Annotated in this window: 23 protein-coding genes; 9 read left to right on the top strand and 14 right to left on the bottom strand. The window is 72.6% G+C overall.

Going from position 1 to position 21,515, the window contains the following annotated elements; translation table 11 throughout:
* Window positions 1-68: 68 nt before the first annotated feature.
* From ACFV2S_RS17140 to ACFV2S_RS17130, 3 genes are all read left to right on the top strand, one after another.
* A complete protein-coding gene (locus ACFV2S_RS17140; RefSeq protein WP_385559173.1) occupies window positions 69-1,346 on the top strand; it encodes a thymidine phosphorylase in 1,278 nt (425 codons plus the stop codon).
* 99 nt (window positions 1,347-1,445) lie between these two features.
* Entirely contained in the window at window positions 1,446-2,024 is a 579-nt protein-coding gene (locus ACFV2S_RS17135; RefSeq protein WP_383665827.1) for a Uma2 family endonuclease, read from the top strand.
* A gap of 52 nt (window positions 2,025-2,076) precedes the next feature.
* Entirely contained in the window at window positions 2,077-2,352 is a 276-nt protein-coding gene (locus tag ACFV2S_RS17130; RefSeq protein ID WP_385559169.1) for an STAS domain-containing protein, read from the top strand.
* Here ACFV2S_RS17130 and ACFV2S_RS17125 read toward each other — a convergent pair.
* The 3 genes from ACFV2S_RS17125 to ACFV2S_RS17115 all read right to left on the bottom strand — a co-directional run bounded on the left by ACFV2S_RS17125 (window position 2,349) and on the right by ACFV2S_RS17115 (window position 5,468).
* A complete protein-coding gene (locus ACFV2S_RS17125) occupies window positions 2,349-3,320 on the bottom strand; it encodes a sigma-70 family RNA polymerase sigma factor (RefSeq protein WP_385559166.1) in 972 nt (323 codons plus the stop codon). The two genes, ACFV2S_RS17130 and ACFV2S_RS17125, sit on opposite strands and share 4 nt — an antisense overlap.
* 84 nt (window positions 3,321-3,404) lie before the next feature.
* Window positions 3,405-4,112 carry a L,D-transpeptidase family protein gene (locus ACFV2S_RS17120; protein WP_385559163.1) on the bottom strand — a complete coding sequence of 236 codons (708 nt, stop codon included), beginning with the start codon at window positions 4,110-4,112 and terminating at the stop codon, window positions 3,405-3,407.
* A gap of 96 nt (window positions 4,113-4,208) precedes the next feature.
* The gene (locus tag ACFV2S_RS17115) at window positions 4,209-5,468 is read right to left on the bottom strand and encodes an MFS transporter (protein ID WP_383786533.1); all 1,260 of its coding nucleotides are present in this window, start codon (window positions 5,466-5,468) and stop codon (window positions 4,209-4,211) included.
* 62 nt (window positions 5,469-5,530) lie between these two features.
* Between ACFV2S_RS17115 and ACFV2S_RS17110 the strand changes: the two genes are divergently transcribed.
* On the top strand, window positions 5,531-6,502 hold the full coding sequence (locus ACFV2S_RS17110; protein ID WP_385559160.1) for a LysR family transcriptional regulator: 972 nt from the start codon (window positions 5,531-5,533) through the stop codon (window positions 6,500-6,502).
* Here ACFV2S_RS17110 and ACFV2S_RS17105 read toward each other — a convergent pair.
* Together ACFV2S_RS17105 and ACFV2S_RS17100 are read right to left on the bottom strand one after the other, a co-directional pair.
* Window positions 6,488-7,261 (bottom strand): serine aminopeptidase domain-containing protein, encoded by a 774-nt coding sequence (locus ACFV2S_RS17105; protein WP_385559157.1) that lies wholly within the window; start codon window positions 7,259-7,261, stop codon window positions 6,488-6,490. The two genes, ACFV2S_RS17110 and ACFV2S_RS17105, sit on opposite strands and share 15 nt — an antisense overlap.
* A gap of 88 nt (window positions 7,262-7,349) precedes the next feature.
* On the bottom strand, window positions 7,350-8,117 hold the full coding sequence (locus ACFV2S_RS17100; RefSeq protein ID WP_385559154.1) for a GNAT family N-acetyltransferase: 768 nt from the start codon (window positions 8,115-8,117) through the stop codon (window positions 7,350-7,352).
* A gap of 146 nt (window positions 8,118-8,263) precedes the next feature.
* Between ACFV2S_RS17100 and ACFV2S_RS17095 the strand changes: the two genes are divergently transcribed.
* Together ACFV2S_RS17095 and ACFV2S_RS17090 are read left to right on the top strand one after the other, a co-directional pair.
* Window positions 8,264-9,418, top strand: a complete 1,155-nt coding sequence (locus tag ACFV2S_RS17095; RefSeq protein WP_385559151.1) for an adenosine deaminase — start codon at window positions 8,264-8,266, stop codon at window positions 9,416-9,418.
* Between the two features lie 172 nt (window positions 9,419-9,590).
* Window positions 9,591-9,962, top strand: coding sequence for a hypothetical protein (locus ACFV2S_RS17090; RefSeq protein ID WP_385559148.1), 372 nt, complete (start codon window positions 9,591-9,593; stop codon window positions 9,960-9,962).
* Window positions 9,963-10,039: 77 nt separating this feature from the next.
* On the opposite strand, the gene ACFV2S_RS17085 is transcribed toward ACFV2S_RS17090, so the two are convergent.
* The 5 genes from ACFV2S_RS17085 to afsQ1 form a co-directional block, all read right to left on the bottom strand.
* Complete coding sequence (locus ACFV2S_RS17085; RefSeq protein WP_383802582.1) at window positions 10,040-10,240, bottom strand: PspC domain-containing protein; 201 nt, start codon at window positions 10,238-10,240, stop codon at window positions 10,040-10,042.
* 91 nt (window positions 10,241-10,331) lie between these two features.
* Entirely contained in the window at window positions 10,332-10,892 is a 561-nt protein-coding gene (locus ACFV2S_RS17080) for a VanZ family protein (protein WP_385559144.1), read from the bottom strand.
* 407 nt (window positions 10,893-11,299) lie between these two features.
* Window positions 11,300-11,908, bottom strand: coding sequence for a hypothetical protein (locus ACFV2S_RS17075; protein WP_385559141.1), 609 nt, complete (start codon window positions 11,906-11,908; stop codon window positions 11,300-11,302).
* On the bottom strand, window positions 11,905-13,437 hold the full coding sequence (locus ACFV2S_RS17070; RefSeq protein WP_385559138.1) for an ATP-binding protein: 1,533 nt from the start codon (window positions 13,435-13,437) through the stop codon (window positions 11,905-11,907). Before ACFV2S_RS17070 ends, ACFV2S_RS17075 begins: the two co-directional genes overlap by 4 nt.
* Window positions 13,434-14,111, bottom strand: coding sequence for a two-component system response regulator AfsQ1 (afsQ1, locus tag ACFV2S_RS17065; RefSeq protein WP_017239746.1), 678 nt, complete (start codon window positions 14,109-14,111; stop codon window positions 13,434-13,436). The genes ACFV2S_RS17070 and afsQ1 overlap by 4 nt, the downstream gene beginning before the upstream one ends.
* A 169-nt stretch (window positions 14,112-14,280) precedes the next feature.
* On the opposite strand from afsQ1, the gene ACFV2S_RS17060 reads away from it, so the two are divergent.
* Entirely contained in the window at window positions 14,281-15,000 is a 720-nt protein-coding gene (locus ACFV2S_RS17060) for a SigE family RNA polymerase sigma factor (protein WP_329854227.1), read from the top strand.
* Window positions 15,001-15,161: 161 nt separating this feature from the next.
* Here ACFV2S_RS17060 and ACFV2S_RS17055 read toward each other — a convergent pair whose 3' ends face one another.
* Window positions 15,162-15,857: an ATP-binding protein gene (locus ACFV2S_RS17055; protein ID WP_383787176.1), complete on the bottom strand. Its 696-nt coding sequence runs from the start codon at window positions 15,855-15,857 to the stop codon at window positions 15,162-15,164.
* A gap of 52 nt (window positions 15,858-15,909) precedes the next feature.
* On the opposite strand from ACFV2S_RS17055, the gene ACFV2S_RS17050 reads away from it, so the two are divergent.
* On the top strand, window positions 15,910-16,308 hold the full coding sequence (locus ACFV2S_RS17050; protein WP_385559135.1) for a hypothetical protein: 399 nt from the start codon (window positions 15,910-15,912) through the stop codon (window positions 16,306-16,308).
* Between the two features lie 132 nt (window positions 16,309-16,440).
* Here the strand turns inward: ACFV2S_RS17050 and ACFV2S_RS17045 are convergent, their stop codons facing one another.
* From ACFV2S_RS17045 to deoC, 3 genes are read right to left on the bottom strand one after another with little or no spacing between them, the layout of a single operon-like run.
* On the bottom strand, window positions 16,441-17,334 hold the full coding sequence (locus ACFV2S_RS17045; protein ID WP_385559132.1) for an aldehyde dehydrogenase family protein: 894 nt from the start codon (window positions 17,332-17,334) through the stop codon (window positions 16,441-16,443).
* The gene (locus tag ACFV2S_RS17040; RefSeq protein ID WP_385559127.1) at window positions 17,327-18,763 is read right to left on the bottom strand and encodes an aldehyde dehydrogenase family protein; all 1,437 of its coding nucleotides are present in this window, start codon (window positions 18,761-18,763) and stop codon (window positions 17,327-17,329) included. Before ACFV2S_RS17040 ends, ACFV2S_RS17045 begins: the two co-directional genes overlap by 8 nt.
* Before the next feature lie 5 nt (window positions 18,764-18,768).
* Window positions 18,769-19,728: a deoxyribose-phosphate aldolase gene (gene deoC, locus ACFV2S_RS17035; RefSeq protein WP_383668588.1), complete on the bottom strand. Its 960-nt coding sequence runs from the start codon at window positions 19,726-19,728 to the stop codon at window positions 18,769-18,771.
* A 251-nt stretch (window positions 19,729-19,979) separates the two neighbouring features.
* On the opposite strand from deoC, the gene ACFV2S_RS17030 reads away from it, so the two are divergent.
* Window positions 19,980-21,320: a hypothetical protein gene (locus ACFV2S_RS17030; protein WP_385559124.1), complete on the top strand. Its 1,341-nt coding sequence runs from the start codon at window positions 19,980-19,982 to the stop codon at window positions 21,318-21,320.
* The last annotated feature ends 195 nt before the right edge of the window (window positions 21,321-21,515 follow it).

Here is a 21,515-nt window from a genome sequence, read left to right as displayed (position 1 = left end):
CCCTTCCGGCACGATGGGAAGGGTCGCTCCCCCTTTCCCCCTCTATGCGCGTAGAAAGAGGCACCACCATGGACGTCATCTCCGTCATCCGCACGAAGCGGGACAAGGGCGAGCTGAGCCCCGAGCAGATCGACTGGGTCATCGACGCGTACACCCGCGGTGTGGTCGCCGACGAGCAGATGTCCGCCCTGGCCATGGCCATCCTGCTGAACGGCATGAACCGCGCGGAGATCGCCCGCTGGACCGCCGCGATGATCGCGTCCGGCGAGCGCATGAACTTCGACGCCCTCTCCCGTCCGACCGCCGACAAGCACTCGACCGGCGGCGTCGGCGACAAGATCACCCTCCCGCTCGCCCCGCTCGTCGCCGCCTGCGGCGCGGCCGTCCCGCAGCTCTCCGGCCGGGGCCTCGGCCACACCGGAGGCACGCTCGACAAGCTGGAGTCCATCCCGGGCTGGCGGGCGCTGCTCTCCAACGAGGAGATGCTGCACGTCCTCGACACCACCGGCGCGGTCATCTGCGCGGCGGGCGACGGCCTGGCCCCCGCCGACAAGAAGCTGTACGCGCTCCGCGACGTGACCGGCACGGTCGAGGCGATCCCGCTCATCGCCAGCTCGATCATGTCCAAGAAGATCGCCGAGGGCACCGGCTCCCTGGTCCTGGACGTCAAGGTCGGCACCGGCGCCTTCATGAAGAACATCGAGGACGCGCGCGAGCTGGCGCGGACGATGGTGGGCCTCGGCACCGACAGCGGCGTGAAGACGGTCGCGCTGCTCACCGACATGTCGACCCCGCTGGGCCTGACCGCCGGCAACGCCCTGGAGGTCCGCGAGTCGGTCGAGGTCCTCGCGGGCGGCGGCCCGAAGGACGTCGTCGACCTGACGATCGCCCTCGCGGCCGAGATGCTCGCCGCGGCCGGCATCAAGGACGCCGACCCGGCGAAGGCCCTCGCGGACGGCTCGGCGATGGACGTCTGGCGCCGGATGATCGCGGCCCAGGGCGGCGACCCGGACGCGGCCCTGCCGGTCGCCCGCGAGCAGCACGTCGTGACGGCGCCGTCGACCGGTGTCCTCACCCGCCTCGACGCGTACGACATCGGCATCGCCGCCTGGCGCCTGGGCGCGGGCCGCGCCCGCAAGGAGGACCCGGTGCAGGCGGGCGCGGGCGTCGAGCTCCACGCGAAGCCGGGCGACACGGTGACGGCGGGCCAGCCGCTGCTGACGCTGCACACCGACACCCCGGAGAAGTTCGACTACGCCCTGGAGTCCCTGACGGGCAGCTGGGACATCGCGGCCCCGGGCACGGCGTTCACGGCGAACCCGATCGTGCTGGACCGCATCGCCTAGGCATATGCCTGTGACGCCTTCGGGTGAACGGGGCCGGTGGACCACCACCGGCCCCGTTCGGCATGCTGGGATCGGTGACGACCGAACGAGGAGCACACCATGAGCGCACTCGCCACCGAGGCCGGGCAGGGTTGGGACGATGTCGTCCACCTCTGGCACGAGATGGACTGGCCCGAGGGCTGCAAGGTGGAGATCATCGAGGGGATCATCACCGTTGCACCGTCACCCGCCAACCAGCACAACAGCATCGCGGAGGAGATCCAGCGCAGGCTGTACCGGGTGATTCCGGATGAGTGGGGCATCTACCAGACGCAGGCCGTCGCGATCCCGGCGCGGTCGGGCATGTACATCCCCGACCTGCTGGTCGCTCCCAGGGCGGCGCTCATGGGGTCCGGTCACTTCATCCCGGCCGCGGAAGCGGAGCTGGTGGTGGAGATCACCTCGCAGTCGAACGCGAACCACGATCGCATCGCCAAGGCTGCGGGATACGCGACGGCCGGCGTACCCCTGTACCTCCTGGTCGACCGCTGGGTGCCGGGCGGGCCGACGGCCACGCTCTACGGAGAGCCCTCCGACGGCGTCTACCGCGTCCTGAGGGCGATCCCCTTCGGCGGCGGGCTCCACCTCCCCGCCCCCTTCGACCTGACCCTCGACACGGCGGAGTTCCCCCTCGGCTGAGCGCCGCCCCCCTCAGCGATGAGTTCCGCGCACCCGGACGGTCGTACGGAACGTGGACACCAGTCAGCCCCTCGTCGTGACCCTGCCCGCCCGGCCCGGCCGGGAGGACGTCGCCCGGCTCTGCGCCGAGCTCGCCGCCGCCCCGCCCGGCGAGGTCGTCTGCGAGGCCGGCGCGCTCGCGGGCGCCGACCTCACCGCCGTCGACGCCCTCGCCCGGCTGAGCCTCGCCGCCGGCCGGCGCGGCCACCGGATCCGCTTCGAAGGAGTGGGGCCCGAGCTCCGGGCCCTGCTCCACCTCACCGGCCTGGCCGAAACCCTCGGCCTCTAGCCGTCCAGCCGCGCCGGCAGGTCGAACAGCGGGAACCACCGCTCGGTGTCCAGGAAGAAGTCCATCCCGCCGACCTTGCCGTCCCGCAGCTCCAGGACGATCAGCGCCCACGGGCTGAAGCCGCCCGCCGGGTCCGGGTGGTAGTGCGCGAAGGCTGGCGAACCGTTCGCCACGGTGGCGACCAGCTTCGAGCCCCGGCACACGTCCCCGACGCCCAGCATCCAGCCCACGATGTCGTCGTGGCCCTGGAGCCACAGGTCGTACGGCGGCATGGACATCGTCGCGTCCTCGTGGAGGAGCGCCGTCAGCGCCTTCATGTCGTAGCCCTCGAAGGCGGCGACATAGCGCTCCAGGAGCGCCCGCTGCTCCTCGTCCAGCGGGTCCGCCTGGTCGGAGGCGGCCGGTGCCTGCTCGGCCAGGGTCGCGCGGGCCCGCTGGAGGGCGCTGTTGACCGAGGCGACGGAGGTGTCCAGGAGCTCGGCGACCTCGCTCGCCCGCCAGGCGAGCACCTCCCGCAGGATGAGCACGGCCCGCTGCTTGGGCGGCAGGTGCTGGAGCGCGGCCACGAAGGCGAGCCGCACGGTCTCGCGGGAGACGGCCGTCTCCGCCGGGTCGCCGGCCGAGGGCAGCACCCGCCCGTCGGGAACCGGCTCCAGCCAGGTGATCTCCGGCTGCTTGACGAGCTGCGCCTGCGCGACGGGCGTCGGGCCGGTCAGGTCCATGGGCCGCGCCCTCCGGTTGCCGGCGTTCAGCGCGTCCAGGCAGACGTTGGTGGCGATCCGGTACAGCCAGGACCGCAGCGAGGAGCGGCCCTCGAACGAGTCGATGGCCTTCCAGGCGCGGACCATCGTGTCCTGCACCGCGTCCTCCGCCTCGAAGGAGGATCCGAGCATCCGGTAGCAGTAACCGGTCAGCTCCCTGCGGTACTTGTCGAGTTCCTCGGTCGTCGCGGTCGCGGCGTCGCTCATCGGGTCCACACCCCACTCACCCCTCACCGGCACCCGTTCGGTGCCGGTGAGAGGGAAGCTACCGCAGCGCACTGACAGCCGGGGTCAGGTTCCCGGCTTGCGGCCGTAGACGAACACGTCGTCGCCGTTCCTGAGCAGGCTCCAGTAGGCCTTCGCGTCCTTGGACGTCATGTTGACGCAGCCGGCGGAACCGGGCGGGTTCCACATGGACTTGGTCGTCGAGTGGAAGGCCTGTCCGCCGTCGAAGAACTGCGCGTACGGCATGGACACGTTGTACAGCGTCGACCAGTGGTTGATGTTGCGCCAGTAGACCTTCTTGGCGCCGGTGCGGGTCTCGGCGCCGTCCCTGCCCGTGCGGACCGGCACCGGACCGTACGTCAGGCGCGAGCCGTCCTGGATCCAGCTCAGCTGGCGGGTCAGGTCGACGCAGGCGATCCGGCCCTTGTTCGTCGGACACCTGCGGTCCTTGTTCGGGTTCGACCCGGCCGCCTTCTGCTGGATCATCGTGTTCATCGTGCGCCAGGTCAGCGGCCCGGCGTACCCCACGGTCGGGGTGATGCCGTGCTTGCGCTGGAAGGCCTGGATCGCCTGGCAGTCGGCGAGCGACTGGCGCCCGTCGACCGTCCGTCCGAGGAACTTCTCCACCTGCTTCTGGTACGGCCCCGTCGTCACGTTGCAGGACGCCGCCTGCGCCGGGGCCGTACCGAGCGCGATCGTCATCGGCACCACGAGCCCCGTGATCCCGGCGGCGATGCCCGCCCTTCTGCCTATCTGTCGCGTCACTCTGTTCATGATCGTCAACTCCCCCTTGAGTCCCTGTTCTTGAGGACGTACGGGGGAGTGTGACGGTTGCGGCCCCGAAGGGGAACCACGCGCTCCTGGCCGTTGCTAGACCGTGGCCGGATGCGGCCGCCGCGCCGCGGCCCGCGCGCTGTGCGAGCCGTACAGCGTGACCGAGACGACCCCGAGGACCGCGACCAGGCCGATCAGGACCGTGCCCGCCCAGCCGCCCGCGTGGAAGGCCATCGCGCCGAGCGTGCCGCCCGCGCTGCTGCCCAGGTAGTACGCCGACTGGTACAGCGCCGAGGCCTGCGCCCGGCCCGTCTTCGCCGTGCGGCTCACCGAGGAGGAGGCGACCGCGTGGCCCGCGAAGAACCCGGCCGTGATCAGGACCAGGCCCACCAGGACCAGGGCCAGGGAGTCCGAGAGCGAGAACAGCAGGCCCGCCGCCGTCGTCGACACCGCCAGGTACAGCGCCCCGCGCCGGCCGAGCCGCCCGACGAGCTTCCCGGCCGCCGCCGAGGAGACCGTGCCCACCAGGTAGACCAGGAAGATCGAGCCGATCACGCCCTGCGGCAGCGAGAACGGCGCCTCCACCAGGCGGTAGCCGATCACCGTGTACACGGCGCCGAAGACCGTCATGAACAGCGCGCCGATCACGTACAGCCGCATGAGCAGCGGGTCGGCCAGGTGCCCCCGCACGGTCCGCGCGAGCGCCTTCGGGTTCAGGGTGCCGGGCGTGAAGTGCCGGGCCTTCGGGAGCAGCGCCCGGAAGGCGAGCGCGCACGCCAGGGAGGTCAGGCCGACGGCGGCCAGACCCGCGCGCCAGCCCCACATCTGGGCCACCCAGCCCGTCACGAGCCGGCCGCTCATGCCGCCGATCGAGTTGCCCGCGACGAAGAGGCCGATCGCGGCGACCAGCGCCCGGGGCCGCACCTCCTCCGCGAGGTACGCCATCGCCGAGGCCGGGAGGCCGGCGAGCGCGGCACCCTGCACCGCGCGGAGCACGATCAGGGACGCCAGGTTCGGGGCGAGCGGCACCAGGAGCGCCACGGCGACCGCGACCGAGAGGGAGGCCGTCATCATCGTGCGCCGCCCGAGGCGCTCCGAGAGGGCGCTGAGCGGCAGGACGCAGAGGGCGAGGGCGCCGGTCGCGGCGGAGACCGTCCAGGAGGCGGCGGAGGCGGTGGCGCCGAACTCGGCCGAGATGGCCGGGAGGAGGGCCTGCGTGGAGTAGAGGAGGGCGAAGGTGGCCAGTCCGGCGGCGAAGAGCGCGAGGCTCATCCGGCGGTAGCCGGGGGCACCGGGGGAGAGGCGGGTGTCGGCGGACGCGAGGGTGGCGGCCGCCTTGGTACTGGCGGAAGGCATGTCACGAACGTAGGACGGTCCGTTTCATGCGTCCAATGCACGGAACTGCTGTAATCGTTCCCATGGCGCATGAGTACAGGTCACAGCCTCGCCTGTCACCGAACAGTAACGAAGAAGACATGGGACCGCTGCTCGCGCCGCGGCTCGCGTACTTCGCGGCCGTCGCCCGGCACGAGCACGTGACCCGCGCCGCGGCCGAGATGGGCGTGCCGCAGTCGACGCTCTCCCGGGCCATGGTCCGGCTCGAACAGGACCTCGGCGTCTCCCTCTTCGCCCGGCGCGGCCGCACGGTCTCCCTCACCCCGGCGGGCCGCCGCTTCCTCACGGCCGCCGAGCGGGCCCTCGCCGAGGTGGAGCGGGCCGCCGGCACCGTACGGGCCGACGCCGACCCGACGGCGGGCCGGGTCGCCTTCGGCTTCCTCCACACGATGGGCTCCGAGACCGTCCCGGGCCTCATCCGCGCCTTCCGCGTGGACCACCCGGGGATCCGCTTCACCCTCGTCCAGAACTACGGCGAGGCCATGATCGAGCGGCTGCGGGCCGGAGACCTCGACCTCTGCCTGACCTCCCCGGTGCCGGACGCCCCCGACCTGGTCGCCCGGCGCCTCGACGAACAGCGGCTGCGGCTCGTCGTCCCCGACGACCACCGGCTCGCCGGCCGGAAGCGGGTGCGGCTCGCCGAGGCCGCGGAGGAGACCTTCGTGACCCTGGAGCCGGGGTACGGGCTCCGCCGCATCACCGACGACCTGTGCGCCGAGGCCGGGTTCAGGCCCCGGGTGGCGTTCGAGGGCGAGGAGGCCGAGACCCTGCGCGGGCTCGTCGCCGCCGGGCTCGGCGTCGCCCTGCTGCCCCCGCCCGCCGTGCCCCGCCCCGGCGTCGTCGAGCTCACCGTCACCGCGCCGCGCGCGGTCCGCGAGATCGGCGTCGCCTGGCTCGACGGCCACCCGGACACGGCCCCGGTGGCCGCCTTCAAGAAGTTCCTGCTCGGCAGGCGCGGCCATCTGCTCCCGAAGGAACCGTCACCTCCGTCGTGACCCTCCGAAACCGGCCGCCAGCGGCATCCGCAGGCCGAGCGGCGGGGGAGCCGCCATCGCGTCGGTCAGCGGACGGGCGACCGGCCGGGAGAAGAGGGCACCGAGCACGAAGTCCGCGGCGAGGGCCCGGACCTCGGCCGCGTACTGGCGCAGCGCGTGGCCGTCCGAGTGGACCTCGAAGCGGCAGGTGTCGCGGTTCGCCTTCTTCGCCCGCTCGGCGAACCGGAACGACAGCTCCGGGTCCCTCCGCGCGTCGTTCGTCCCGTGCACGAGGAGCACCCTGCGCCCGACCAGCTGCCGGACGGGCTCCGGCTCGGCAGCCACGTCGTCCTCCGGCAGCCAGGGCGCGAGCGCGAGCACCGCGGCGACCGCCGGATGCCCGGCCGCCCGCAGCGCCGCCCGCGCGCCCATCCCGTGCCCCAGCAGGCAGACGGGGACGTCGCCGTAGCGCCGTACGGCCTCCTCGACCGCCCAGGAGGCGTCCGTGACGAGGTCCGCGTCCGCGCCGTTCCAGCCGCGGGCCCGGTAGCGCACCACGTGCGCGGCGAGCCCCTCGGACCGGCCCGCCCGGACCAGACCGCGCCCCAGCGGCAGCATCGCCGCGTGGGCCCGCGCGGAAGCCCGCCGCGTCGACACCGGCTCACCGTCGGGCAGCAGCAGCACCACGCCGCCCGTCGCGACGGCCGACCGGGAACTGACGGGCCGTCCCAACCGGGGTCTCCGGGATTCGGGCGGCCCCACGAGTGCGATGTGCGCCATGGCAGAACAGTCTCAGAAGCGGAGGTGTACGCCAGCCGTACGCGCGGTCTCTGTTACGTATCGTCCGGTGAGCGAACGCCTTTTGTTCCTATACCCGTTCGAACCGGGCCACCGAGCCGATCAGCCGGAAGCCCTTGCGGGCGTACCAGCGGTGGGGCCAGTCGCCCGCGAAGGCAGTGAGGAAGCGGGTCGCGCAGCCCGCGGCGGCGGCCTCGTGCAGGGCCGTGTCCAGGACCCGGCCCGCGTATCCCCGCCCGAGGTGGGCCTCGACGGTGACCAGGTCCTCGATCTGCGCGATCCCCGCCGCCGGGTCCATGTACAGGTCGGCCCAGGCCGCGACCTCGCCCTCCGGGGTGTGCACGGCGAGGAACCGTACGTCCTCGGCCCCGCGCCGCCGTGCCGTGCGCCGCTCCACCAGGTCGTGGATGTGCTCCGGCGTCGCCGCCGGGGCGAAGCGCGGCCAGGACGCGGTGACCGGGCCGCGCAGCTCGTCGAAGTCGACCTCCCGCGCCCCGCCGTGCGCCGGCACCGGGCCGCGGTGCGCCATGACCAGCGTGGTGGCGTGCCGGTACCCGGCCCGCTCCATCGGCGCCACGCACGCGGCGGCGACGGTCTCGTCCAGGACGTACGCGCAGCGGTACGGGAGGTGGCCGAGGGCCTCCTCCGCGTACCCGGCCAGCGCCTCGGGGGCCACGGCCCCGTCGGCGAGCAGGTGGTTGTTCCCCCGGGAGTTGCGGTAGGCGTCGTCGAGCACCGCGAAGGCGCCGGGAAACTCGACGGTACGGGCCGCCTGCCGGCGGTGGAAGTCGGCCAGGAAGCGGTGGACGCGCGGGAGTTCGGGTGCGGTGGAGGTCATGCGGGCAGGCTAGGGGGTGTCTTGGCGATCAGGCCGGGCTCGCGGCGTGATCGCCAGGACACCCCCAGGGGTGGGGGTCGTCGCCCGCCACGAGAAAAGCGGCGCCGCGCGGGGTGTTCTACGCGCGTAGGGGCTAGAGTGCGGAAATGACGAGCCAGACCCCCAACGTCCCCACCGCGGACCAGATCCGCCGTGCCCCGAAGGTGCTGCTCCACGACCACCTCGACGGCGGACTGCGCCCCGGCACGATCATCGAACTCGCCCGGGAGCAGGGCTACGAGCAGCTCCCCGAGACGGAGCCCGACGAGCTCGGCATCTGGTTCCGCGAAGCCGCCGACTCCGGGTCCCTGGAGCGGTACCTGGAGACCTTCGCGCACACCTGCGCCGTCATGCAGACCCGGGACGCCCTCTTCCGCGTCGCCGCCGAGTGCGCCTTCGACCTCGCCGAGGACGGCGTCGTCTACGCCGAGGTGCGCTACGCCCCCGAGCAGCACCTGGAGGGCGGCCTCACCCTCGAAGAGGTCGTGGAGGCCGTCAACGAGGGCTTCCGCGAGGGCGAGCGGCAGGCCAGGGCCAACGGCCACCGGATCCGGGTCGGCGCCCTCCTCACCGCCATGCGGCACGCCGCCCGCGCCCTGGAGATCGCCGAACTCGCCAACCGCTACCGCGACTCCGGCGTCGCCGGCTTCGACATCGCCGGCGCCGAGGCGGGCTACCCGCCCACCCGCCACCTCGACGCCTTCGAGTACCTCAAGCGCGAGAACAACCACTTCACCATCCACGCGGGCGAGGCCTTCGGACTGCCGTCGATCTGGCAGGCGCTCCAGTGGTGCGGCGCCGACCGGCTCGGCCACGGCGTCCGGATCATCGACGACATCGAGGTCGCCGACGACGGCTCCGTCCGCCTCGGCCGCCTCGCGGCGTACGTCCGCGACAAGCGGATCCCGCTGGAGATGTGCCCCTCCTCCAACCTCCAGACCGGCGCCGCCGCCTCGTTCGCCGAGCACCCCATCGGACTGCTCCGCCGACTCCACTTCCGGGCCACGGTCAACACCGACAACCGGCTCATGAGCGGGACGAGCATGAGCCGTGAATTCGAGCTGCTGACCGAGGCATTCGATTACACGCTCGACGACATGCAGTGGTTCACGGTCAATGCGATGAAATCAGCGTTCATTCCTTTCGATGAACGCCTGGCCATGATCAATGAGGTCATCAAGCCCGGATACGCCGAGCTCAAGTCCGAATGGCTGTTCCAGCAGACCGCCACGACCAGCGAGTCTTCCCGCACGGAGGGCTGAGAGGCGCCCCTCGGAGGGGTCGGAAGCGGCCGGGTCGGCACGACACCCGGCCGCTTTCCGGTGTTTGCGGAGGCGACGTTCGCTGGTTAGGTTGCAGAGCCGCTCTCAATTCCCAGGATTTCCCCTCCCGGCTTTCCCCGAAGCCCCCGGATTCCCCAAGGAAGATTTTCTGATGAAGCAGTCTGCCGCCAAGAAGCTCGGTGTCGCCGCTCTCGGTGCCGCTTTCGTCGCCGCCGGTGCCGGCGCGGCCACCGCCGCGCCCGCCCTGCCGCTCGACGCCGACGCCCTGGGCACGGTGACCTCGGCCGTTCCGCTGGGGGACGGCCTCACCACGCTCCCTGACGGCGCCACCGAGTCCCTCGGTGCCGGACAGGGCGCCGTCGGCCAGGGCCTGGAGCAGGGCGTGAAGACCCTTCCCGCCGCCGCCGGCCAGGCCACCCAGAACCTCCCGCTCGACGCCGCCGCCGGCGGCCTCGGCGCCACCCCGCTCGGCGGCCTCCTCGGCGGCCTGCCGCTGGGCGCCGGCGGTCTCCCGATCGGCTGACCCCCGCCGTACACGCCGAAGGGGCGCGCACCCGGAACCCCGGGTACGCGCCCCTTCGGCGTACGGACGAGCGGCGGCTACCAGGCCGTGCTCGCGGTCTTCTCGGCCGGCAGCAGGAACCACAGCGCCAGGTAGAGCAGGAACTGCGGGCCGGGCAGCAGGCACGAGACCAGGAAGATCACGCGCATCGTCGTCGCGGAGGTGCCGAAGCGCCGGGCCAGCGCCGCGCACACTCCGCCGAGCACGCGTCCGTCACGGGGGCGGGTCAGTGCGGCCATGGTGGGCTCCTTCGGAGTTCGCTCCGGGAGCCGCTCCTTCGGGCTCCCGATGACTCCATACTGCCGCCGGGGAGGGGGACGAAGCGTCGGTCTACGGGGCGATCGGGACCCTGGTAATCGTCGGGGTCGCACCCTGAGAACCCTCGTTCCGCGGTGGGGCGGAACCCTGGTCCGGCAGGTGGAGCGCCTCCCACCTGCGGCGCAGCCGGGTCCGGCCGGCCGGGACCAGCAGGAGGTGCGCGAGTGCGACGCCCGTCGTGTTCAGGAGTACGGAGTCCACGTCGACGACCTGGCCCGGTACCGCGGTCTGCAGCAGCTCCAGCGCCAGCGACACCAGCGCGCCCGCGGCGGTCGTACGGGCCAGGGAGGCCCACCCGGACACGTGGAGCCGTCCGTCGGCCATCGGCAGCAGTACCCCGAGCGGGGCCAGGAGCAGCAGGCCCTCGCCGATCAGACGGGCGGCCTCGGCGCCGCCGAGCGCGAGATCGGCGCGCAGGCCGTGCAGCGGGATCGTGTTCGGCGCGGTCACCCACGCGACGTCGCGTGGGCGGAGCCCGGTCCAGGCGACGAGCACCAGATGCGCGACGAGGAGGACGAACCCCGCCACGCGGACGACCGTGGCGGCCTGGCCGCCCGAACCTTGACGCTGCACGCCCCCCAAGACGCCCCCACCACCGGAATCGGTTCCGCCGCGCCTTGTCCTGGGCCCGCGCCCCGCCCGTTGTGGGCCCGCGCCCGCCCCGTTGTGGGCAATCGTTCCGCAGGGGCGATGGGGGTCCCCCCTGCTCGAGCGAAGCCGAGAGCTTGGGGGAGGGTGGGCACAACGGAACGGCGCCCCGTGCCGGGCCTAGGCTGCCGAGCCTTGCCCCGCACCACCTGGTGCGGCGGACGTGGTGCGGGTCCGGGCCCGGAACGCGGAGGCGCCGCTGAGGGCGCCGTCCCGTGTGCCCACCCGTCCCGCCCCAGCGGGACGATTGCCCACACGGGCGTGGGCGAAGGCCCACAGGGGCGCGGGCCCACACGGGCGTGGGCGCGGGCCCACGTGGGCAGCGACCGGGGTCAGCTCGGGGTCGGGGTCGGGGTCGGGGCTGTGGGTGGGGCGGAGTCCGGGCGCTCGCGGAGTTCCGCCGTGCACCGGTACCGCTTCGGCGCGTACGCCCCCGGCCCGCCCAGCAGCACCGTGTGCCCGCCCGCGCCCGCGGAGCTCTCCGCGAAGGTGCAGACGAGCTGCGACAGCGACGTCGGCGCCAGGTCCTCCGGCTGGCGACTCAGCCGCAGCGTGCCCGCCGGGTCGCCCCGGTGCCCGCCGCCCACCGTCAGCGGACCGCGCACCGCCGTCGAGAAGCCGGCCTCCCGCTCGCTCTCCGAGGGCTCGGCGAGCAGCTGCGCGAGCAGCCTGCCGGCGGTCCGCACGGGATCGCCGCCCGCCTTCTCCTCGGGCAGCGGCGACCGGCGGTCCACCGACTCCAGCTGCGAGCCGCACACCAGGAACACCCGGACCGGCACGCCCTGCGCCGCCGTCTCCGTCGTGCCGTCGTCGGTCACCTGGCACGGGACCCGGGACGGGGCCGCGCCCGCGTCGACCGGGACCGACGTGGTCCGGATCCCGCAGCCGCCGACCAGCGCGGCGAGCGCCGCCACCGCCAGGACCTGGACGTGACGCCTCACGCTTCCTCCACCTCGCCCTGGCTGCTGCGGGTCTGCACCTCGCGCGTGATGCCCGAGGCGTCCAGCGGCAGCCGCAGCACGAACACCGCGCCGTCGACCTTCCCGTCCTCGCCGACCGAGTTGGACGCCGTGATCGAACCGCCGTGGATCAGCGCGTTCTCCATGGCGATCGACAGACCGAGCCCGCTGCCGTCGGACCGCGGCCGGGACGCGCTCGCCTTGTAGAAGCGGTCGAAGACGTGCGGCAGTACGTCTTCCGGGATGCCGGGGCCGTGGTCCCGTACCGCGATGACCAGCTCTTCCTCGTCCGTGCGGACCGAGACCCGGACCGGCGAGCCGCCGTGCTTGAGCGCGTTCCCGATCAGGTTCGCCAGGATCACGTCGAGGCGGCGCGGGTCGAGCGGCGCCACGATCCCGCGCTCCGCGTCGAGGTCGACCGCGTCCAGCCAGGCGCGCGCGTCGATGCACGCGGTGATCTGGTCCGCGATGTCCACCTCGTCGAGGACGAGCCGCGCGGTGCCCGCGTCGAAGCGGGTCACCTCCATCAGGTTCTCCACCAGGTTGTTGAGGCGGCGCGTCTCGCTGACCACGAGCGCCACCGCCGGGGCGATCATCGGGTCCAGGGAGTCCTGCTCGTCCTCCAGGACCTCGGTGACGGCCGTCAGCGCGGTCAGCGGGGTCCGCAGCTCGTGCGACATGTCGGCCACGAACCGCCGGGAGGACTCCTCCCGCGCGCTCATGTCCGCGACCTTCTTCTGCAGCGACTCGGCCGCGCTGTTGAACGTACGGGTGAGGTCGGCCAGTTCGTCCGCGCCGGTGACCCGCAGCCGGGTGTCGAGCTTCCCCTCGCCGAGCTGCCGGGCCGCCTCGCCGAGCCGGTGCACGGGGCGCAGCACGGTCGTCGCCGCGACCTGCGCGAGCAGCACCGAGCCGGCCACGGCGAGCGCCGTGGCGATCCCCAGCGACCAGGCGAGCGAGTTCAGGTCGGCCTTCTCCGCGGCGAGCGACTTGAACATGTAACCGGCGGGGCCCCCGCCGTCGATCCGTGTCCCGCCGACCAGGTACGGCGTGCCGTTGCGCTCCGTACGCTGCCAGAACAGGTGGTAGGCGTACGGATTGGCCTCCGTCACCGACCGCTTGGTGTCCACCGCGTCCTGGAGCGAGCGCGGCACGTCGGCCAGCGTGAAGTCGTCCGGGTCGGAGGCGCCCACGATCGGCTTGCCCGCGGCCCGCTCCCCGAGCAGCAGCACCTGGTACTGGGCGGCGCTGCCGGCCGCCATCTGTTCGGCGGTCCGTCGCAGGTCGTCCTGGGTGGGCCGGAGCGGCAGCGTCGCCGCCCGGTTCTGCATCTCCTGCCGGAAGTCGTTGAGCGCCCCGTCCTGGGTGCGGGTCAGCACCGCCTCCCGGTTGAGCCAGTACGCGATGCCGGAGGCGGCGACGGCCGCGGTGAGCGCGACGAGGGCGAAGACGACGACGAGCCGGAGCCGCAGGCTGGAGAGCCGCAGACGGGTGTAGATCCCCTTGCTCACGCAGGGACGTCCAGCCGGTAACCGACCCCGCGGACGGTGCGGATCAGCGTCGGCGAGGACGGCACGTCCTCCACCTTGGCGCGCAGCCGCTGCACGCAGGCGTCGACGAGCCGCGAGTCGCCCAGGTAGTCGTGCTCCCACACGAGCCGCAGCAACTGCTGCCGGGACAGCGCCTGTCCGGGGCGCCGGCTCAGCTCCAGCAGCAGCCGCAGCTCGGTCGGGGTGAGCTGGAGGTCCTCGCCGTTCTTGGTGACGGTCATCGCCGAACGGTCGATCACCAGGGAGCCGTACGTCGCCGAGTCCGTGGACTCGCGCTCCCCGCGCCGCAGCACGGCCCGGATGCGGGCGTCCAGGACCCGCCCCTGCACCGGTTTCACGACGTAGTCGTCGGCGCCGGACTCCAGCCCGACGACCACGTCGATGTCGTCGCTTCGCGCGGTCAGCAGGATGATCGGCAGCTGGTCGGTCCGGCGGATGCGCCGGCAGACCTCGAAGCCGTCGATGCCGGGCAGCATGACGTCGAGCACGACCAGGTCCGGCCGCTGCTCACGCAGCAGCTGGAGTCCGTCCTCGCCCGTCGCGGCGGTGGCCACCCGGTGGCCCTGCCGGGACAGGGAGAGTTCGAGGGCCGTGCGGATGGCGTCGTCGTCCTCGATCAGCAGCAGAAAAGGCACGTCGTCATTCTGACCCATTCGGCCGTCCGAGATCGACCGCTCGTCGACCCGCTTCTGTTCCGTTCCCTGTGACACGGCTGTGACAGTCGGCGGACACCGCCATGAAGTCCGCCGGGCAAGCTTCTTGGCACACGGACCGAAACACACTCCAACCGACGGGGGGCGCGAGATGAACGCACTGCACAGCACCACCTCAAGCGCAGTTGTCACGCGTCTCCACGACGTCGTGCGGAGCACGGAGAAGTCCGGCGGTGTGAACGGGCGGGGGTGCGTTCGCAACGTCGGGCGTCAGCGCAAGGCGCCGTACATGGTGGCCGTTGCTGACGGGGGAGCGGCGTACGGGGAGGTCACGGGGGAGCGCACCTGCTCGGAGGCCGAGTTCACGGCCTACGTCCAGGAGCGTCGTGCCTCCCTGTACGCCACCGCCTACCACCTCACCGGTGACCGTTTCGAGGCCGAGGACCTGCTCCAGAGCGCGCTGTTCTCCACGTACCGCGCCTGGGACCGGATCAGTGACAAGGCCGCGGTCGGCGGGTACCTCCGCCGCACCATGACCAATCTGCACATCAGCGCCTGGCGCCGGCGCAAGCTCAACGAGTACCCGACCGAGGAGCTGCCGGAGACGGTCGGCGAGACGGACGCGATGCGGGGTACGGAGCTGCGCGCGGTCCTGTGGCAGGCCCTGGCCCGCCTGCCCGAGCTCCAGCGGACGATGCTGGTGCTGCGCTACTACGAGGGCCGTACCGATCCGGAGATCGCGGAGATCCTGGACATCAGTGTCGGCACGGTGAAGTCGAGCATCTGGCGCTCGCTGCGGCGACTGCGCGAGGACGAGGTGCTGAGCTTCGGCCGTGACGAGGAGGAGTCCTTCGGCGAGCTGGTGGCCTGAAGGTCGGGGGGAACGACCCTACGGGGGCCACGGGGGAAACGGGGCTCTTGGGGGACGGGGGAAACACGGGGGACCGTACGGGGGTACGGGTAAGCGAAGCGGGTCGTACGAGTCCGGGGGGTCTCGTACGGCCCGCTTCGTGTTGCGCGGCGTGCGGAGCGTCAGCTCGCGGCAGGGGTGCGGTGGCGCCCCGCCGCCGCGGCGGCCAGGCGGCCCAGGGCCTCCGGCTTCGCGCACGGGTGGGCGCCCAGGGCTGCCTGGCGGGCGACGATCGCGCGTTCGGCGCGCATCAGACGCCAGCCGCGGCGCAGCAGGAACGGCACGGACTTGCGGCCCTCGCGCAGGTCCCGCAGGAGCCGGCGGCGGAAGGTCGTCGAGGGACGGCCGCGCAGGCAGAGCGCGTCCGCGAGGACGTCGAGGTCGCGGCAGCGGGTCACGATCTCCGCCGCGAAGATGCCCTCCGCCACGAAGAGCGGGGTCCGCGCGATGTCGAGCCGCTCACCGCCCGTCCGGGAGCTGGTGGCGATGTCGTACACGGGGACGTCGGTCCGTCCCGTACGGCACAGTTCGACGATCGCGGCGACGGCGGCGTCCGCGTCCCAGGAACGCGGGGAGTCCCAGTCGACGTCCGTGGAGCCGTCGACGAGCGGGAGCGTCGGGTCGCCTGCCTCCTTGTAGAAATCGTCGAGGCGCAGGACCGGAAGGCCGGCGACGGCGGCGAGGGACGACTTGCCGGAGCCGGAGGGGCCCGCGAGCAGGACGACCCGGGTCGGGATCGGTAGGGAACTCACGGAACACCAGTGTGAGGCATTCCCCCGTCCAGGGGACCACCGAGGAAGGCCGTTGGTATCGAGCATCACACCTCGACTACTGTCGGTGCCCGTCCGCTCACCCCCTGGAAGGATCTCCATGGCGCGTCACGCAGAGCCCCGGACCCCCCGCCGCAGTGCCCTGCTCAAGGCCGGTCTCACCGTCACGGCGGCGGGTGCCGCGGTGTTCGGCGCGGGTGCCGCGGCGCAGGCCGCCGCCCCGGTGCCGCTGCCGGTCGACTCGCTGAGCAGGACGGACGCCGGCGCGGCCGGTGCGGGCGCGCTGGCCGGCGTCACGCAGGGCCTGGGCCCGCTGACCCGCCTCCAGCTCGACCCGCTGGCCAACACCGGCGTCGACCCGCTCGACAACGGCCTCGGCACCCAGATCGCCGACTTCAAGCCGGTCGGCACGAACCTGGTCACCGACCACATCACGAAGGGCGGCGCCGTGGCCGACCTGCCGGTGGTGGGCGGCGTCGCGCGGGGGCTGCTGCCGTAGCGGTCAGCGCCTGGTCCGTCGGATCCGGCCCGTCACCGCGGTCGGCTGCGTGGAGCGATCCTGCGATCGATCACGGGCATGCGCAAGGCCCCCGGGCAGTGCTGCTGCCCGGGGGCCTTCGCGGTGGGGGGACTAGTACGAGGAGCCGCTCGCGCCCAGCGAACCCGTGGGGTGCCAGACCGTCTTCGTCTCCAGGAACGCGGTCATGCGGTCCGTGCCCGGGGACTCGGCGAAGTCCTCGGAGCGGGGGCGCAGGACGCGCTTCAGGTTGTCCGCCGCCGCGATCTCCAGGTCGCGGGCGAGGTCGCCCTCGGTCGCGCCCGTGAGGTCGATCGCGTTGACGTCCTGGTGGGCCGCGAGGTGCGGGCCCATCTCGGAGGCCTTGCCGGAGAGGATGTTCACGACGCCGCCCGGGAGGTCCGAGGTCGCCAGGACCTCGCCCAGGGACAGGGCGGGGAGCGGGGACTTCTCGCTCGCGATGACGACGGCCGTGTTGCCCGTCGCGATCACCGGGGCGATCACCGACACCAGGCCCAGGAAGGACGAGTCCTGCGGGGCCACGACCGTGACGACACCCGTCGGCTCCGGGGTCGACAGGTTGAAGTACGGGCCCGCGACCGGGTTGGCGCCGCCCACGATCTGGGCGATCTTGTCGGTCCAGCCCGCGTACCAGACCCAGCGGTCGATCGCCGCGTCGACGACCGCGGCGGCCTTCGACTTCGACAGGCCCTCCGCGTCCGCGACCTCGCGGACGAACTGGTCCCGCCGGCCCTCCAGCATCTCGGCGACGCGGTAGAGGATCTGGCCGCGGTTGTACGCGGTCGCGCCCGCCCAGCCGCCGAAGGCCTTGCGGGCCGCCACGACCGCGTCACGCGCGTCCTTGCGGGAGGAGAGCGGAGCGTTCGCCAGCCACTTGCCCTTGGAGTCGCTCACCTCGTACACCCGGCCGCTCTCGGAGCGGGGGAACTTGCCCCCGACGTACAGCTTGTAGGTCTTGAAGACGCCAAGGCGAGTCGTGTCAGACATCGAGGTAGGCCTCCAGACCGTGGCGGCCGCCCTCGCGGCCGAAGCCCGACTCCTTGTATCCGCCGAAGGGCGAGGTCGGGTCGAACTTGTTGAACGTGTTGGCCCAGACGACTCCGGCCCGGAGCTTGTTGGCGACCGCGAGGATGCGGGAGCCCTTCTCCGTCCAGATGCCCGCCGACAGGCCGTACTGGCTGTTGTTGGCCTTCGCGACCGCCTCGTCGGGGGTACGGAAGGACAGCACCGACAGGACCGGGCCGAAGATCTCGTCGCGGGCGATGCGGTGCGCCTGCGTCACGCCCGTGAAGAGCGTCGGGGCGAACCAGTAGCCGGCCGTCGGGATGTCGCACGCGGCGGTCCAGCGCTCGGCGCCCTCCGCCTCGCCCTGCTCGACCAGGGACGTGATGCGGGCCAGCTGCTCCGAGGAGTTGATGGCGCCGATGTCGGTGTTCTTGTCGAGCGGGTCGCCCAGGCGCAGCGTCGAGAGGCGGCGCTTCAGGCTGTCGAGCAGCTCGTCCTGGATCGACTCCTGGACGAGGAGGCGCGAGCCCGCGCAGCAGACCTGGCCCTGGTTGAAGAAGATGCCGTTGACGATGCCCTCGACGGCCTGGTCGATGGGGGCGTCGTCGAAGACGATGTTGGCGCCCTTGCCGCCCAGCTCCAGGGTGACCTTCTTGTCGGTGCCGGCGATCGAACGCGCGATGGCCTTGCCGACGGCGGTCGAACCGGTGAAGGCGACCTTGTTCACGTCGGGGTGCGCGACCAGCGCGGCGCCCGTCTCCCCGTACCCGGGAAGGATGTTGACGACGCCCTTCGGCAGCCCGGCCTGGCGGCAGATGTCCGCGAAGAACAGGGCGGTCAGCGGGGTCGTCTCGGCCGGCTTCAGGACGACCGTGTTGCCGGTCGCGAGCGCCGGGGCGATCTTCCACGCCAGCATGAGCAGCGGGAAGTTCCACGGGATGACCTGGCCGGCCACGCCCAGCGGGCGCGGGTTCGCGCCGTAGCCCGCGTGGTCGAGCTTGTCGGCCCAGCCCGCGTAGTAGAAGAAGTGGGCGGCGACCAGGGGGAGGTCCGCGTCGCGGGTCTCCTTGATCGGCTTGCCGTTGTCCAGGGTCTCCAGGACGGCCAGCTCGCGGCTGCGCTCCTGGATGATCCGGGCGATGCGGAAGAGGTACTTGGCGCGCTCGGAGCCGGGCAGCGCCGACCACTTCTCGAAGGCCTTCCGTGCCGCCTTCACCGCGCGGTCGACGTCCTCGGTGCCCGCCTGGGCGACCTCGGCGAGGACCTCCTCGGAGGAGGGGGAGACGGTCTTGAAGACCTTGCCGTCGGCGGCGTCGGTGAACTCGCCGTCGATGAACAGGCCGTAGCTCGGCGCGATGTCGACGACCGAGCGCGACTCCGGCGCCGGCGCGTACTCGAATGCAGATGCCATGTTGATCAGTCCACCGTCACGTAATCGGGGCCGGAGTAACGGCCGGTCGCCAGCTTCTGGCGCTGCATCAGCAGGTCGTTGAGCAGGCTGGAAGCGCCGAAGCGGAACCAGTGGTTGTCCAGCCAGTCCTCACCCACGGTCTCGTTGACGAGAACCAGGAACTTGATCGCTTCCTTGGTGTTGCGGATGCCGCCGGCCGGCTTCACGCCGATCTGGACGCCGGTCTGCGCGCGGTAGTCGCGCACGGCCTCCAGCATGAGGAGGGTGTTCGCCGGGGTGGCGTTGACCGCGACCTTGCCGGTCGAGGTCTTGATGAAGTCCGCGCCGGCCATCATGCCGAGCCAGGAGGCGCGGCGGATGTTGTCGTACGTGGACAGCTCGCCCGTCTCGAAGATCACCTTGAGGCGGGCGCGGTCGCCGCACTCCGCCTTGATCGCGGCGATCTGCTCGAAGACCTCCAGGTACCGGCCGGCGAGGAACGCGCCACGGTCGATGACCATGTCGATCTCGTCGGCGCCGGCGGCGATCGCGTCGGCGGTGTCGGCCAGCTTCACGGGGAGCGCGGCACGTCCGGCCGGGAAGGCGGTGGCGACCGAGGCGACCTTGACGCCCGAGCCCGCGACGGCGGCCTTGGCGGTGGCCACCATGTCGGGGTAGACGCAGACGGCGGCGGTCTTCGGGGTCGTGCGGTCGGTCGGATCGGGGTTGACGGCCTTGGCGGCGAGCGCCCGGACCTTGCCCGGGGTGTCCGCGCCTTCGAGCGTCGTCAGGTCGATCATGGAAATGGCCAGGTCGATGGCGTACGCCTTGGCCGTGGTCTTGATCGAGCGGGTGCCGAGGGACGCGGCGCGCGCCTCCAGGCCGACGGCGTCGACGCCGGGCAGCCCGTGGAGGAAGCGGCGCAGCGCACTGTCGGACGCGGTCACGTCGGCGAATGCGGATGCTGCGGATGCAGTGGTGGGCATGGTCACCAGTCGAGCATATCTACGCGCGTAGCGACCTGTACAGGGCCGCCCCTTCATGGAGCCCGAGGTCACAGGGGGTCCGGCGGCGTGGTGACTCCTGTCACATGGCCGTGACAGGGAGCGGACAGCTCCCTCATACAAGATCAATAGATTTTCTTCAGCAGCCAGCCAGACCTCACCGGACACAGTCGGACCGAGAAAAAGCGGCATGCGACTCATCCAGCCACCTACCTGAATCAACAGGAGTCGTTATGCGCACCGCCCTTCGCACCGCCGTCGCCACCGCCCTCGTGGCGGGCGTCGCGATCACCGCTCCTGCCCTCGTCGCCGGCGCCGCGTTCGCCGTGGACGGCCCGGTGGCGGCGAAGCCGGTCCTGCCCGGGACGGTGAACGGGACGGTGAAGGTGACGGACCACCGGACCGGGTCTCCGGAGGCCGGGACGGTGGAGGTGGCGGGCCCCGGGACCGAGGCTCCGAAGACCGAGGCCCCCAAGACCGAGGCTCCGAAGACCGAGGCTCCGAAGACCGAGGCTCCCGAGACCGGCGCCGCGGCGGGCGAGGAGGGCGGCACCTACGTCCGGACCCAGATCCTGCCCAACGGCGCCGAGGCCAGGATCTTCGAGGTCGGCGAGGGGCACTACCGCGCCGAGCTCATGAAGGAGGGCCAGCGCGTCGGCACGCTGGAGGCCGACGGGCACCCGGTCGCCGGCAACGACGACGGCACGTTCCTCGTGCTCTTCGAGACCGGCCTGACCTCCACCTGGCAGGGCAACTACGTCCCCGCCGCCCGCCCGGGCACGTACGAGCTCGCGAACGGCACCCGCGTGGAGCTCGCGGTGAAGTACGGCCGCCACACCCTCCAGGCGGTGGAGAACGGCGGGACCCGCGTCCTCACCACGCTGAACGGCACCCGCAAGGTCGTGCGGTACGGCAAGGCCGTCATCGTCGTGGAGCCCGGCGGCGGCTTCGCCGCCTACATCCAGGGCGGCGGGACGCAGGCCGCCCCGCGCCTCGTCGAGAGCCCGGACACCACGCCCGCGCCCGGCCCCACCCCCGGTCCCGTCGTCACCGTCGGCGAGTGCACCGTCCGGCAGGACATCCCCTCGGTCTTCGCGCTGCTGACCGTGACCCTCACCCACGACCTGGAGAAGGGGCCGAAGGCCGTCCTCAAGGACGAGGCCGGCAAGCCCCTCGTCACCGTCGACCGGGCGCACCCGGGCGACACCGGTGCCGGCCTCACCATCAAGGGGGCTGACACCGCCACCCCGCAGGTCGGCCAGCGCACCCAGGGCGGCGACACCCCGTACCGCTGGATCGCCTTCCCGAAGCTCCCCAAGGGCTGCGAGAAGGACGCCGGGCCCACCCCGGCGCCCTCGGTCACCACCCCGGCCCCCGCGGGCAACACCGGCATCACCGTGCACAACGGCCGCCAGACCTCCGTCGTCCCGAAGGGCGGTGTCGCGGCCGGTGCCGAGTTCGCCGCCGAGGACGAGTCCGCCGCGCTGATCGCCGCCGGTGCCGGAGCGGCCTCGCTCGCCGCCGCGGGCCTCGGCTTCGTCGTCCTGCGCCGCCGGGCCGGCTCCCGCGCCTGACCCACGGCTCCTCCTCCCGAGCTCCTCCTCCTGCCCCGACCCGAGCAGGTGTCACACCCCACCCCCGGCCGGTCGCGGACGCCCACCGGATCGGCGGGTACGACCAGGGCGGCACGCCGGGGGAGACCGGCCCCCCCCGCCGCAAAGGCCCCCACGACCCCCTCCGCGCCCCCGCCGACCACAGGGACCGGGCGC

Source organism: Streptomyces sp. NPDC059695, from assembly GCF_042733785.1.
Taxonomy (GTDB): domain Bacteria; phylum Actinomycetota; class Actinomycetes; order Streptomycetales; family Streptomycetaceae; genus Streptomyces.
The sequence above is the reverse complement of the archived record's forward strand: the minus strand, read 5'-3'. Positions and strand labels throughout refer to the sequence as shown.